This is a genomic window from Venatorbacter sp. C2-1, from assembly GCF_022832715.1.
GTDB lineage: Bacteria > Pseudomonadota > Gammaproteobacteria > Pseudomonadales > Oceanobacteraceae > Venatoribacter > Venatoribacter alkanivorans.
This window is the reverse complement of record NZ_CP094879.1, coordinates 2,494,570-2,507,500: the sequence shown is the minus strand read 5'-3', so window position 1 is coordinate 2,507,500 and position 12,931 is coordinate 2,494,570. Positions and strand designations below refer to the sequence as shown.

Below are 12,931 nucleotides of genomic sequence, written 5' to 3'. Positions count from 1 at the left end.
ATGGGCAATCAAATAACAGACTCCTTCAGCAGCGCATCTGCATCCCGTGATCTGACTCAGGGCGATCTGACTCTGGTCGAAGCGGTGAACCTGGCGCTGGCACGGGCGATGACCGAAGATCCGAACGTCGTCCTTCTGGGCGAAGATATCGGCCGCAATGGCGGTGTGTTCCGCGCCACACAAGGGCTGCAGGATCGCTTTAGCCGTGAGCGGGTAATGGATACGCCATTGGCAGAGACGCTGATTGCCGGTACGGCGATCGGTATGGCCAGCCAGGGACTGAAACCGGTCGCCGAAATTCAGTTTATGGGCTTTATCTTCCCGGCCATGGAGCAGCTGGTGACCCATGCCGCGCGGCTGCGTAACCGCACCCGCGGACGGCTGCATTGCCCGCTGGTGGTGCGTGCTCCTTTTGGCGGCGGCATTCATGCACCCGAGCATCATTCCGAAAGTACAGAGGCATTATTTGCCCATATCCCCGGTATCCGGGTGGTGATTCCATCTTCGCCACGGCGTGCCTATGGTTTGTTGCTGAGTGCGATTGATGACCCGGACCCGGTGCTCTTTCTTGAGCCCAAGCGCCTGTACCGCGCGCTGAAACAACCGCTGGTGGATGACGGCGCGCGTCTGCCACTGGACAAGGTTTTTATTCTGCGTGAGGGCAGTGATATCACACTGGTCAGCTGGGGGGCCTGCATTCAGGAAACCCTGGAAGCGGCGCAGGCGCTGGAACAGCAGGGCATCAGCGCCGAAGTTGTGGATGTGGCGACGGTCAGTCCGCTGGATATGGACAGCATCCGCGCCTCGGTCGAAAAGACCGGCCGTTGTGTGATTGTGCATGAGGCCGCGCGCAGTGGCGGTATCGGCGCGGATATTTCCGCCCGCCTGAGCGAGCAGAGCCTCGATTTACTGCAGGCTCCGGTGATCCGGGTGACAGGCTTTGATACACCAATGCCGTATTTCCGCCAGGAGCAGCTGTATCTGCCACAGGTGGCCGACATTGTGGCCGCCGTTAACCAATGCATGAGCTACCGTTAAAACAGACATAAAAATCAAAAGCCTGATACATCAGGAGTGTTTATGCGTTATTTCCGCTTGCCCGATCTGGGTGAAGGGCTGGCCGATGCCGATATCGTGGAGTGGCATGTAAAAGCCGGTGATACGGTGGCGGTTGACCAGCTGTTGTTATCGGTTGAAACCGCAAAAGCCATTGTTGAACTGCCATCTCCCTGTGCCGGGGTGGTCAGCCACTGCTTTGGTGAACCCGGTGATACCGTCAATACCGGTGAGCCACTGGTTGAGTTTGTGCAGGATGAAGGCTCTGAGACTGCAGGGCGTGAAGATAACGGCTCGGTGGTCGGCGAAATGCCGGTTGCGCGCGAACGCAGCGAAGATCATTTTGTGATTGGCCAGGGCAACAGCCTGAATGCCGGCGCACGGGTGCGGGTCACGCCCAGTGTGCGGGCGCTGGCACGGCGTCTGAATGTGGATATTCAGCAGATCAGTGGCAGTGGGCCGAATGGCCGAATTACGGCCGATGATGTGGAAAAAGCCGGGCGTTTGGATCAGCAACTGGGGCAGGGGGAACGCCTGACCGGTGTGCGCAAAAGCATGGCCCGTACCATGGCGCTGGCTCATGCTCAGGTAGTGCCCGTTACGCTGTTTGATGAAGCTGATGTGTCGCACTGGGAAACCACTGAGGATGTCAGTGTCCGGCTGGTGCAGGCCATTGCTGCAGGCTGTGCGGCGGTACCGGATTTAAATGGCTGGTTTCACGGTGATGAACAGCATCAGCAGATGACCCGGCGACTGATCAGTCAGATTGACCTGGGGATTGCGGTCGATACCGAGCAGGGCTTGTTTGTACCTGTATTGCGTGACGTTGCCAACCGCAACGCAGATGACCTGCGTGCCGGCCTCGACCGGCTGAAAGCCGATGTTCGCGCCCGTACCATTCCGCCGCGGGAAATGCAGGGCGCAACCATTACCCTGTCGAACTATGGCGCCATCGCCGGACGTTATGGCACTCCGGTGGTGGTACCTCCCACTATGGCGATTCTGGGGGCTGGGCGGGTGCTGGAGAAACCGCTGTGTGCCATGGGGGAACTCTTTGCCGGTAAGGTGCTGCCCTTGTCACTGACCTTTGATCACCGGGCGGTCACTGGCGGGGAAGCCAGTCGTTTCTTAGCGGCTGTTATTACCGATTTGCAGAAAGAGCCGGACTTGATTGACCGCTGATCCGGTTTTAATCCTCCGGCCACTCAACCGTAAAACCTTCATCTTCTGTCGGTAACTGAAAATACTGACTCAGATGATAGAAGGTTTCCTCGTTATCAAATGTCGCGCGTTGCGGTTGTTCTTTGCGGCGTTGAGCAAGCTGCTTCAGGCAGCGCTCATCGCTGTGATCCAGGCAAATTAACCGGTGCCGGCACTGACTGTTATCAATAAGATGTTTAAACCAGCGGCGTTGCTCAATGGTGTTGCCGGGAAAATCGAGAATCAGTGTCAGGTCATTGTTTAGCAGCAGGCTGATATGTTCGTTCAGGATATTTTTTAACTGAGCCGAGCAGCGCAGATAATCCTTTATGGTATGGATCTGTTGTGGGTAAAGGGCCGCCAGCCACTGATCTTCTGAAATAAGAATGGTGTTATTTTTTTGTGACAATTGCCGGGCGAGAGTGGATTTTCCCGCTCCCATTTTGCCGCAGAAAAAGACCAGCATTCCGCTCGCCATGACACTCTCCTGATAATGTTGATTGTTATCAGGTTTTATCAGGAGAGCACGGCGCTGGCAATGTACTCTGTTTGTTATTTCCGGCTTGTGTTATTTCCGGCTTGTGTTATTCGCGGCTTGTTATTCGCGAGCAGCGGCGTGTTCCTGTGCCCAGGCCAGCAGCATACGGTGAACCCGCTCGTCGCAGGGCAGGTGGTGCAGTTCACTTTCATCCAGCGCGTTAGCATCCTGCCATTCGTCGCGGCAGTCACTGATTTCAATGCTCAGATCGCGGCTGCAGGCGTCATAGAGTTTTTCCAGCAGCTCAGTTACCCGCACGGGATCGTCGGCAAACAGATAAGGCTGTTCCAGATCGTGTTCCAGTTCACGCATCACCGACCAGGCGGTTTCACCACGCTGATACAGGGTGTCGGGGTTGATGCCGTGCAGATCCTGCAGGCTGATATCCCAGTCGTCCCAGTCATCTTCCGGCTGAATCAGAGTGGTTTTGATCTGGCCGTCAGACTGCGACCAGGCAATGGCAACCGGATGGGCGTGTTCTTCAAACGAACTGCCGTCGATGGCAATAAATTGCGGATATTTCACAGTGGCCTCTCAGGATTCAGGAATGCGGCGAATCTACTCAGATGCACCGGGTTTGGCAAGGGGGGAGGTGGCGGTAGGCAGCGTCGGACTTAACTGAAAATAATGCCGGGCAGCTTCGCCGTTGACCGGGCGGCCATAAAAATAACCCTGTGCCAGATCGCAGCCGCTGTCGATCAGAAAGTTGGCCTGCTCAACGGTTTCGATACCTTCGGCCACGATCAGTTTATTTAACTGTTTACCGAGGGTGATGATGGTGTTGGCGATGGCACGGTCGGCGCGGCTGGTGCTTAAATCGCGGACAAAAGTGCGGTCAATTTTGATCGCATCGACCGGCAGCGTCTTCAGATAATTCAGTGAGGAAAATCCACTGCCAAAATCATCCAGATAAACAAAGACATCGTGTGCGCGGAAATACTCCAGCACGCCTCTGGCACTGACCAGATCCTGCATCAGCAGGCTTTCCGTAATTTCAACCGAAATCATCGCCGATGGAATACCGTAAGAGCGGATGGTATCGACAATATCTTCATGAAAGCCGGGAATCAGAAACTGGCGCGGTGATAAATTGATGCTGATATTGCTTTCATAGCCTTCATTCAGCCACTGGCGGGCCTGATTACAGGCTTTTTCAACCACCATCTGGCCGATCTGGGAAATCATGCCGGCTTCTTCGGCGATATGAATAAAACTTTCCGGTGATACGAAACTGCCGTCCGGCCGCTGCCAGCGCAGCAGGGCTTCAAAACTGTGCAGCTGGCCGGTACGGGCGCCGCGCGGATCACTCTGTAAAAATACTTTGGGCTGGTAATAAAGCTCGAGCTGATCCTGCTCAATGGCTTTACGCAGTTCGGTTTCCATCTGCAGGCGATGCTGGGCGATACGTTCCAGTGAGGGGGTAAAAAAGTGGAAGCAGTTTTTACCGTTGGCTTTGGCGCGGTACATGGCAATGTCGGCATTACGCATCAGCAGGCCGGTGCTTTCTCCATCATTAGGGTACATGGCAATACCGATAGAGGCGCCGATAAAAAAGCTGCGCTGATCCAGTTCGACCGGTGGCATCAGAGTGGCCAGCATATTATCGGCTCGCTGCAGTACTTCGTCCTGACTGCTGATGTCATCCATGATGACCACAAATTCATCACCGCCGACACGGGCTAACGTATCCTGGGGTTTGATTCCCTGTTTCAGGCGCAGGGCTACTTCGATCAGCAGTTTGTCACCGCTGGCATGGCCAAGGCTGTCGTTGATGGTTTTAAAGCCATCAAGATCGATATAACACAGGGCAATGCGCGAATGCTGCGCCTGTGCGCGGTTAATACTCAGTTCCAGCCGGTCCTGCAGCAGTACCCGGTTAGGCAGACCGGTCAGGCTGTCGTGTTGTGCCTGATAGGTGATGGTTTCTTCTTTTTCACGGATTTCGCTGATATCACGCAGCATCCAGATATAACCGGCGACCGGGTGTTTGACCGCATAGACTTCAAGCCAGCCGCCTTTACGCATCGGGTAAATACGGTGACTGCCATGCTCATGATTGCGCATTTCTTTCAGCTGATCATACAGTTGCTGACCTTCAAATAATTGCAGAAAAGAATTACGGAACAGATCTGCGCCGGTCATATGATTAATACGTTCTTCGCTCAGCCCCATCAGCAGTAAATAGTGTTTATTGACGGCAATCGGCCGGTCGGTATCGGCACTGACGACCAGAATCCCTTCTTTTGAGGCATTCAGGGTTGCATCAAGAATTTCATAGGAGGCTTTAAGATCGGCTTGTGCCTGTTGCTGCGTCTGCAGGTTCTGGCTCAGACGCTGATTGCGCTCCAGCAGCTCTTCTGCTGTCAATGCCAGTGAACGTTCGAGCATTTCGCGGTCAAGATCTGCCTGCTCGTAAGCGCTGCTGATAGCCTGCAACAGTGGCTGGAATGTTTCCGGGACAGTTTCCTGAAAATGTCGTTTTAGCTGTCGTTTCAGCAGTCGGTGCATGCTGTTCGCTCAGTAAATGTAGTAATGGTCAGCGTTTGGTTGTGCAGATTGCACTTACCGACTCCGCGGTTGGGTGCAATTTCTCCGTAGGAGTAGAAACCGCAGACCGGGATATCGGCCCCCAGTGTCTCGCTGAAGGCTTCCAGTTCTTCATCAATTAATTGTTGCATCACCACCCGTCTGCCGACGCAGCTGACCAGCAGGGCAAAATCCGGTGTTGCCTGGTTTTGTTGGCTGACCTGCTGGCAGGCGGTATGGGCACCGTCGATCAGACGGTCAACATTCGCACGCATCAGTTGCGCGAAATGTTGCTCAGGGATGTCGGCGCCAAACAGCAGGCAGCGTTCCTGCCAGTCAATGCCGAGCACCGAGCAGACGACAGGATCGTTGTCTGCCGCGGAGATCAGCAATGGAAAGCGCAGGCCGGATGCCGGCAGCTGGTCGGCATAATGACCCAGGTATTTTTCATACAGATCAAGGGCGCAGATATCATCAAGTTCATACAAGCGATTACCCCGGGCGCGGGTAATGCGGCGTTTTGGGCCGAACGGGTCCCAGCCGCCATAGCTGCCACAGCTCACACTGAGATGTTGGCCGTAAAATCCGATACCGCAGACGTGGTGGCTGAACCGGCCATCGCTGGTGTACAGCCAGGTTTGTTTAAAGCGTTCCCCATCGGCGGCAATACCACCGGATATATGGTTGAAGGGGGCTAGCTGTTGGTTAAGTCCGGCTACCAGCTGGCTGCCATTCACACTGAGGCCATTAGCAAACACCAGTATGTGAATTAAATCGTCCTGCTGCAGTTGCTGCGCTACACGAATGCCGGCCTGGCGGCTGCCTTCAATACCGTCAACGCATTCGGTCACGAGTCTGATCCGGGTATGGGCAAAGCGGATAACCGTAAGAGTGATGCTGTTGTCGATCACCCGCTGCTGATGAATTTCGCCGCTGGCTGAGCAGCCGCATAAAGGTGTTTCCGGAAAGTGTTGCTGCAACGTGCTGATCGCTGCGGCCGGATCAACAGAGGCAAACAGCAGCAACAGATCAGCCTGACCTTCAGTCAGGGCCGGGGACCACTGTGGCGGGACGCTGGTGGTGTCCCAGATATGCTGGCTGACCTGCATTCAGTAATCAGCAGGGACGGATGTCAGCGGCATGGCGCAGGAGGCTGTCGAGGGTATCGATAACCTCGGCCCAGTCAGCATCCTGAGCCAGCGATTCACGCAGAAATGCCTGCTGTGAATTATTGAAAAAGTCGAGTTCGGCCAGCTTTTTATTGTCTGCAACGGGTTTATGCTGCTCGATAAAATCGGCGATATTCTGGTCGGAGTTTGGCAGGCCGAGTTGTGCAAACAGGCCGTTAAGGCTGTGTACTGGCGATTCCATGAGCATACTCCTGAAACATGAGTGTATTTTTGGTAATCCTCTGATTTAGTTCAGAAATCAGCGGTTAAAACTCTCAATGTTCAGTTTAGCAGCTTGCTGGAAGAGTGTTGCCTATCCGTCGCTGCGGCCAAGCTGGCGCAGATGATGGTAATGACCTTTCAGTGCCGCGCCGAGGCTGGGATAACTGCGGATAGAATGACCCTGACGGTTGCAGGACTCCTGCAGTAAACGGTGCAGTGCTGGGTAGTGAATATGACTGACCCGGGGAAACAGGTGGTGTTCGACCTGAAAGTTCAGCCCTCCCAGAGCCCAGGTCAGGAAACGGCTGTCGGTGGCAAAGTCGACGGTGGTGCGTAACTGGTGTGCCGCCCATTCGTCTTCCATGCTGCCATCGGCCGTGGGCTGCGGAAATTCCGCCTGTTCGACTATGTGAGCGAGCTGAAATACCACAGCAAATAAAAAGCCTAAGATGGCATGCATCAGTAAAAAGCCGGTAATAACGGTGGTGCCGTCGGCAAGGCTCAGCGGCAGCGCGATATAAATCAGCAGATACAGCAACTTGCTGGCCCAGAATTCCAGATGATCTGCGGCGGATAAGCGATGGCTGAACGGCCGCTGTGCGATTTTCTGGCGAAAATATGCTTTGTAGTCGAGAGCAAAAAACCAGAACAGACTGGTCAGCGGATACAGCAGCCAGACATAAATATGCTGATAACGGTGAAACCAGAAACGACGCTGGTGCGGGCTCATTCGGAACAGCCCCAGCGCATCAATGTCTTCATCAACCTCGTCCACATTGGTAAAGCTGTGATGATTGCGGTTGTGTTTCTGTGCCCAGTAAAAACGGTTACTGCCGATCAGATTAAAGGTAAGAGCGGCCAGCCGGTTGAGACGCCGTGAGCGGCTGAAAGATTCGTGAGCGCCATCGTGCATCACGTTAAAACCCACAAGGGCGGTGGCTATACCATGTATAAACCAGGCGGCCAGACTCCAGGGTGCAGGCAGTAACAGCAGGGCGGCATAGCTGGCGCTAAACAGCAGCAAAATAAGAATGGCTTTACGGTACAGACGCTGGTCACCGCTTTTGGCAATGCCCTGCTGCTGGAAGTACTGATTAACCTGAGCGGAAAGCTGCTGATATACCGGGCGCTGGCCGGCAGGAAAATGAACCTGATTCATGATTTATTATGATTGTTATCGTTGCCGCCATGCTACCTGAGTTTGAGATTTTGTAAAACGCCCGTCTCAGGATTGCTGCTGCGTACCAGCACTTTATTCGTCGGGCTGAGCAGGATATTGCTCCCGTGCTCTTTTACGGAAAGCCCGTGGTGATTCCCCCAGCCAGCGACGGAAGGCACGGCCGAAGTTTGAAGGGTCGTTGTAACCCAGCTGGTGGGCAATATCTTCCACCGAGGTATTGGTTTCCAGCAGCAGATGCAGGGCCTGTTCGCGCCGTGCCTCATCAATAATATTCTGATAGGTAGTGTTCAGCTGGGCCAGCTGGCGGTTAATGGTGCGCGGGCTGGAGTTCAGCGTTTTAGCCATAACGGTAAGCGTCGGAAACGCATCCATACGGTCGAGGCGGCGGCGGATCTGGGTTACCAGATCCTGGCCACGATCAAGTTCGGCCAGCTGCTTTTCACATTCGGCTTCTGCCATACGCCGCGCGGTGGTGTTGGCGGTAGATACCGGAGTATCCAGCAGCCAGGCTGGTATACAGAGCTGATTGTGTGGTTGGTTGAACATCACCGGAATGCCGAGAACGCCTTCGTAACAGGAACCCGGGCGCACCGGGGCATCGGTAAATTTGGCTACGGCTGTCAGTTCTTCACTGTTCTGGGTCAGAAAGCGGGCAATGGTGACCAGCGTTGAAATAATATTCTGCACGACAAAACTGAAGGTGCTTGGCATGGCGGCCAGACGGTTGATCTGAATGATGGCGGTGTCGTGATCATGCAGAAAACGGATATCGGCCAGCAGGGTGCGGGTGCGGGCATAACGGATGGCCAGAGACAGTGCCTGCCCCAGCGTATCGCTGGCCATAATGGCAAAGCCGAGAAAGCCATGGCTGGAAATATTCATCCGTTTTCCATGCTCCAGCCCGAGCAGCGGATCGCCGCTCAGCGCCAAAGCATTCTCCACCACCTTGTGATACTGCAGGGGGGAGATAAATTCCTGTGCAGAAGCCAGCGTCTTACCACTCAGACCGGTGCCCTGAGCTAACTGTGCGGTGCTGATCCCCTGCTGGGCGAGCAGGTCAATCAGTTGTGACAGATATTCAGTGCCGATAAATGCCCGGCTGGCAGCGGAGGACTGTGACATAGTGGTCGGAATGTTTCAGTTGGCGTGTTATGACCGGAAGCATGTCACGTTTTCCTCTTTAACTCAACGCGGCTTTCGGTCATAGTTTTGGCCATTAAAAAAACAAAAACCTGAATTCTGAAGGGGAACCCTGTGGAAGCATCTTTCTGGGACGGCAAGCGCGCACCTGGTGTCAGTGATCAAATCGATCTGAATAAATACAATGCAGTAGTGGAAGTGGTGGAAAGCGCATTTCAGCGTTATGCCGACCGTGCCGCCTTTACCAGCATTGGCTACACCCTGACATATCGTCAGATTGACGAATACAGCGCAGCCTTTGCTGCTTACCTGCAAAATCACACCACTCTGAAGCCCGGCGACCGTATCGCCATTCAGATGCCGAATATCCTGCAATTCCCGATTGCCATGTACGGTGCCCTGCGTGCCGGTATGGTGGTGGTTAACACCAACCCGCTGTATACCGAACGGGAAATGCTGCACCAGTTTAATGACTCCGGTGCCAAGGCGCTGGTGTGTATGGATGTCTTTGCCAAATCGGTACAGAACATCCGCGCGGAAACCGGTCTGAAGCATATTATCGTGACCAGTCTGGCCGATATGCTGCCATTCCCGAAACGTACACTGATCAACGCCGCAGCCAAATACGTGAAGAAAATGGTTCCGGCTTACAACCTGCCGGATGCCATTCCGTTCCGTAAGGCACTGGCACAGGGCGCTAAGTTTGGCGGTTTTGTCGCCAACTACATCAAGAACCCGAATGACACCATTATTCTGCAGTACACCGGTGGTACAACCGGTGTGGCCAAAGGCGCTGAGCTGACCAACCGCAATCTGGTCGCCAACATGATGCAGGCCCGCGCCATGCTCAGCCAGACCGACAGCAATGGTCAGCAAATCAAGCCGGATACCGGTGTGAAAGTGGTGGCGCCGCTGCCGCTGTACCACATTTATTCTTTCACCGTGCATCTGATGGCGCTGTTTGAACTGGGTGATCACAGCATCCTGATTGCCAATCCGCGCGACACCAATATGTTCGTGCGTATGATCAAGCCACATCAGCTGACCGGATTTATTGGCCTGAACACGCTGTTTGTATCACTGCTGAACCACCCTGAATTCAAGAACTGCGATTTCAGCCAGCTGAAGCTGACGCTGTCAGGCGGTACTGCGCTGGTGGAAGACACGGCCCGTCGCTGGAAAGAAGCAACCGGCTGTGGCATCTCTGAAGCCTATGGTTTAACTGAATGCTCGCCTGCGGTGTGTATGAACCCGGCCGGTGGTCTGGAGCAGATGGGTACTGTTGGTCAGGCCGTTCCCGGTACTGCGCTGAAGTGTATCGATCCGGAAGGTAATGAAGTGGCCGTCGGTGAGCGTGGCGAGCTGTGTGTTAAAGGCCCGCAGGTAATGAAAGGCTACTGGAACCGTCCGGAAGCAACCGCCGACAGCTTTACTGCGGATGGTGAATGGCTGCGTACCGGTGACGTTGCGGTGATTGATGAAGACGGCTTTGTGAAGATCGTTGACCGTATCAAAGATATGATTCTGGTATCCGGTTTTAACGTTTATCCGAACGAAATTGAAGACGTGGTCGCGATGCACCCGGCGGTTGAAAACTGTGCCGCTATCGGTGTACCGGATGACAAAACCGGTGAAGCGGTGAAATTGTTCGTGGTTGCAACCGACCCGAACCTGACCGTGGAAGAAATCAAGAAACACTGCCGTGAAAACATGACCGCTTATAAAGTGCCGCGTCATGTAGAGTTCCGCAGCGAGCTGCCAATGACTCCGGTTGGTAAGATTCTGCGTCGTGAACTGAAGGATGAAGAAGCAAAAAAGCAGGCTGAGCCAGCCTGATTGGCTCCAGCCCTGAGTAAAAAAGCCCGCGCCTGACGCGGGTTTTTTTATTTCAGCCTCCGGCATCTGACCGCCAACCTCCGACAGGTTACCCAAGTGACGCGCAGCATCGGCCGCGTAGCCAATGGCGCTGGGGCCGGCTGTTGCCAAAATCGCCGCACATTTTTACCCGATAGCGGGCAGTCCATTGTTGCCCTGAGTTCCGCGTTATTCTGAGGATGTGCAAATGATTCAGTACAAGGCTCCACTTAAAGATATTCAGTTTCTGATTAACGATGTATTCGATTTTCAGTCCCATTACAAAAACATTCCGGGTGGCGATGAAGCAACGCCGGAAATGGTTGATGCCATTCTGACCGAAGCCGCGCGCTTCAGTGAGGAAGTGGTGTCTCCGCTGTATCAGGTTGGTGATGAAGGCTGTGTGTGGAATGACGGTGAAGTCACCACACCAAAAGGCTTTAAAGAAGCTTACGGTCAGTATGTTGAGGGGGGCTGGCAGGGGATGTCGGCACCGGTTGCTTATGGCGGTCAGGGCTTACCTCTGTCTCTCGGCGTGATCAAATCCGAGATGATTGGTACGGCCAACTGGGTATGGGGTATGTATCCGGGCCTGTCGCTGGGGGCGATGAACACCATTTACATGCACGGTACCGAAGAGCAAAAGCAGACTTATCTGGTGCCTATGACCGAAGGTCGCTGGACCGGCACTATGTGTCTGACTGAGCCGCAGTGCGGTACCGACCTGGGTCAGGTAAAAACCAAAGCCGAGCCTAATGGTGATGGCAGCTATAGCCTGACCGGCACCAAGATTTTTATCTCATCCGGAGAACATGATCTGACTGAGCAGATTGTGCATATCGTACTGGCCCGCCTGCCGGGTGCGCCGGAAGGCACGAAAGGTATTTCGCTGTTTATTGTGCCGAAATTCCATGTGAACGCTGATGGCTCACTGGGTGACCGCAACCCGGTGGCTTGTGGTTCCATTGAAGAAAAAATGGGCATTCATGGTTCATCCACCTGTGTAATGAACTTTGACGGTGCCAAAGGTTTTCTGATCGGACCGGAAAACAAAGGTCTGATGTGTATGTTTACCTTTATGAACACAGCCCGTATCGGTACTTCGATTCAGGGCGTTGGTGCGGCTGAATTGTCTTTCCAGGGCGCTCTGCCTTACGCCAAAGACCGTCGCTCCATGCGCTCGCTGAGCGGTACCAAGCATCCGGATAAAGTGGCTGATTCGCTGATTGTGCACCCGGATGTGCGCCGTATGCTGCTGACCCAGAAGGCCATCGCTGAAGGTGGTCGTGCGATGCTGTATCACGCCGCCCGTCTGGCCGACTTTATGATGGCTGCACACGATCGTGGTGACAATAAAGGCTACGAACAGTTTGACGACAAGCTGGGTTTTCTGACTCCGATTCTGAAAGCTTTCCTGACCGAACTGGGTTATGAAGCGGCTAACCACGGTGTGCAGGTTTACGGTGGCCATGGCTTTATTAAAGAGTGGGGCATGGAGCAGATTGTTCGTGATACCCAGATTGCCAAGCTGTATGAAGGTACAACCGGTGTGCAGGCGCTGGATCTTTTGGGCCGTAAAATTCTGTTGGGTAAACTGAAGTCCTTTAATGAATTCCGTGCAGAAGTCACGGCTTTTATTAAAACTCATGAGAACCGTGCAGAAATGAAGCCGCTGATCAAACAACTGAAGCGCTATATGCTGCAATGGCGTATCAATACCTTCCGTGTTGCTTACAAAGCATCGAAAAACCGCGATATGGTGGGTGCGGCATCGGTGGATTATCTGATGTTCTCCGGTTATGTGGTGATGGCATATTTCTGGGCACAGATGGCTGATAAAGCTTACAGTGGTATTAAATCCGCTAAAGGTGACCGTGATTTTTATCAGGCTAAAATTCATACCGCTGAGTTTTATTTTGACCGTCTGCTGCCACGGGCAAAAGGCCATGCCAAAATGATGCTGAAGGATCCGAAAACCCTGATGCAGATGAAAGAAGAGCATTTCGCTTTCTGATTCTGAAGAAAACAAAAAAGCCCGGCATGGCC

11 protein-coding genes are annotated in these 12,931 nt (G+C 53.8%); 4 read left to right on the top strand and 7 right to left on the bottom strand.

Annotated features, from left to right (window positions below):
* Positions 1 to 1,038 carry an alpha-ketoacid dehydrogenase subunit beta gene (locus tag MT343_RS11105; RefSeq protein WP_145468186.1) on the top strand — a complete coding sequence of 346 codons (1,038 nt, stop codon included), beginning with the start codon at positions 1 to 3 and terminating at the stop codon, positions 1,036 to 1,038.
* Between the two features lie 42 nt (positions 1,039 to 1,080).
* Complete coding sequence (locus tag MT343_RS11100) at positions 1,081 to 2,238, top strand: dihydrolipoamide acetyltransferase family protein (RefSeq protein ID WP_145468188.1); 1,158 nt, start codon at positions 1,081 to 1,083, stop codon at positions 2,236 to 2,238.
* A 7-nt stretch (positions 2,239 to 2,245) separates the two neighbouring features.
* Here MT343_RS11100 and MT343_RS11095 read toward each other — a convergent pair whose 3' ends face one another.
* The 7 genes from MT343_RS11095 to MT343_RS11065 all read right to left on the bottom strand — a co-directional run bounded on the left by MT343_RS11095 (position 2,246) and on the right by MT343_RS11065 (position 9,013).
* Positions 2,246 to 2,734 carry an AAA family ATPase gene (locus MT343_RS11095; RefSeq protein ID WP_145468190.1) on the bottom strand — a complete coding sequence of 163 codons (489 nt, stop codon included), beginning with the start codon at positions 2,732 to 2,734 and terminating at the stop codon, positions 2,246 to 2,248.
* Between the two features lie 120 nt (positions 2,735 to 2,854).
* Positions 2,855 to 3,319 carry a hypothetical protein gene (locus MT343_RS11090; protein WP_145468192.1) on the bottom strand — a complete coding sequence of 155 codons (465 nt, stop codon included), beginning with the start codon at positions 3,317 to 3,319 and terminating at the stop codon, positions 2,855 to 2,857.
* Between the two features lie 33 nt (positions 3,320 to 3,352).
* Positions 3,353 to 5,302: a putative bifunctional diguanylate cyclase/phosphodiesterase gene (locus MT343_RS11085; RefSeq protein WP_145468194.1), complete on the bottom strand. Its 1,950-nt coding sequence runs from the start codon at positions 5,300 to 5,302 to the stop codon at positions 3,353 to 3,355.
* Positions 5,287 to 6,429, bottom strand: coding sequence for an FIST signal transduction protein (locus tag MT343_RS11080; protein ID WP_145468196.1), 1,143 nt, complete (start codon positions 6,427 to 6,429; stop codon positions 5,287 to 5,289). The genes MT343_RS11085 and MT343_RS11080 overlap by 16 nt, the downstream gene beginning before the upstream one ends.
* A 7-nt stretch (positions 6,430 to 6,436) precedes the next feature.
* Positions 6,437 to 6,691 (bottom strand): DUF2789 family protein, encoded by a 255-nt coding sequence (locus MT343_RS11075; protein WP_145468197.1) that lies wholly within the window; start codon positions 6,689 to 6,691, stop codon positions 6,437 to 6,439.
* 111 nt (positions 6,692 to 6,802) lie between these two features.
* Positions 6,803 to 7,870, bottom strand: a complete 1,068-nt coding sequence (locus MT343_RS11070) for a fatty acid desaturase family protein (RefSeq protein WP_145468198.1) — start codon at positions 7,868 to 7,870, stop codon at positions 6,803 to 6,805.
* Between the two features lie 93 nt (positions 7,871 to 7,963).
* Positions 7,964 to 9,013: an AraC family transcriptional regulator gene (locus MT343_RS11065; RefSeq protein ID WP_145468200.1), complete on the bottom strand. Its 1,050-nt coding sequence runs from the start codon at positions 9,011 to 9,013 to the stop codon at positions 7,964 to 7,966.
* 132 nt (positions 9,014 to 9,145) lie between these two features.
* On the opposite strand from MT343_RS11065, the gene MT343_RS11060 reads away from it, so the two are divergent.
* Positions 9,146 to 10,867 carry an AMP-binding protein gene (locus MT343_RS11060; protein WP_145468201.1) on the top strand — a complete coding sequence of 574 codons (1,722 nt, stop codon included), beginning with the start codon at positions 9,146 to 9,148 and terminating at the stop codon, positions 10,865 to 10,867.
* 226 nt (positions 10,868 to 11,093) lie between these two features.
* Complete coding sequence (locus MT343_RS11055) at positions 11,094 to 12,899, top strand: acyl-CoA dehydrogenase C-terminal domain-containing protein (protein ID WP_145468202.1); 1,806 nt, start codon at positions 11,094 to 11,096, stop codon at positions 12,897 to 12,899.
* The last annotated feature ends 32 nt before the right edge of the window (positions 12,900 to 12,931 follow it).

Excerpts from the sequence above, each read along its gene's own strand:
- MT343_RS11080 (WP_145468196.1), bottom strand. The coding sequence starts at position 6,429 with ATGCAGGTCAGCCAGCATATCTGGGACACCACCAGCGTCCCGCCACAG.
- MT343_RS11095 (WP_145468190.1), bottom strand. The coding sequence starts at position 2,734 with ATGGCGAGCGGAATGCTGGTCTTTTTCTGCGGCAAAATGGGAGCGGGA.
- MT343_RS11100 (WP_145468188.1), top strand. The coding sequence starts at position 1,081 with ATGCGTTATTTCCGCTTGCCCGATCTGGGTGAAGGGCTGGCCGATGCC.
- MT343_RS11075 (WP_145468197.1), bottom strand. The coding sequence starts at position 6,691 with ATGGAATCGCCAGTACACAGCCTTAACGGCCTGTTTGCACAACTCGGC.
- MT343_RS11055 (WP_145468202.1), top strand. The coding sequence starts at position 11,094 with ATGATTCAGTACAAGGCTCCACTTAAAGATATTCAGTTTCTGATTAAC.
- MT343_RS11085 (WP_145468194.1), bottom strand. The coding sequence starts at position 5,302 with ATGCACCGACTGCTGAAACGACAGCTAAAACGACATTTTCAGGAAACT.
- MT343_RS11065 (WP_145468200.1), bottom strand. The coding sequence starts at position 9,013 with ATGTCACAGTCCTCCGCTGCCAGCCGGGCATTTATCGGCACTGAATAT.
- MT343_RS11070 (WP_145468198.1), bottom strand. The coding sequence starts at position 7,870 with ATGAATCAGGTTCATTTTCCTGCCGGCCAGCGCCCGGTATATCAGCAG.
- MT343_RS11105 (WP_145468186.1), top strand. The coding sequence starts at position 1 with ATGGGCAATCAAATAACAGACTCCTTCAGCAGCGCATCTGCATCCCGT.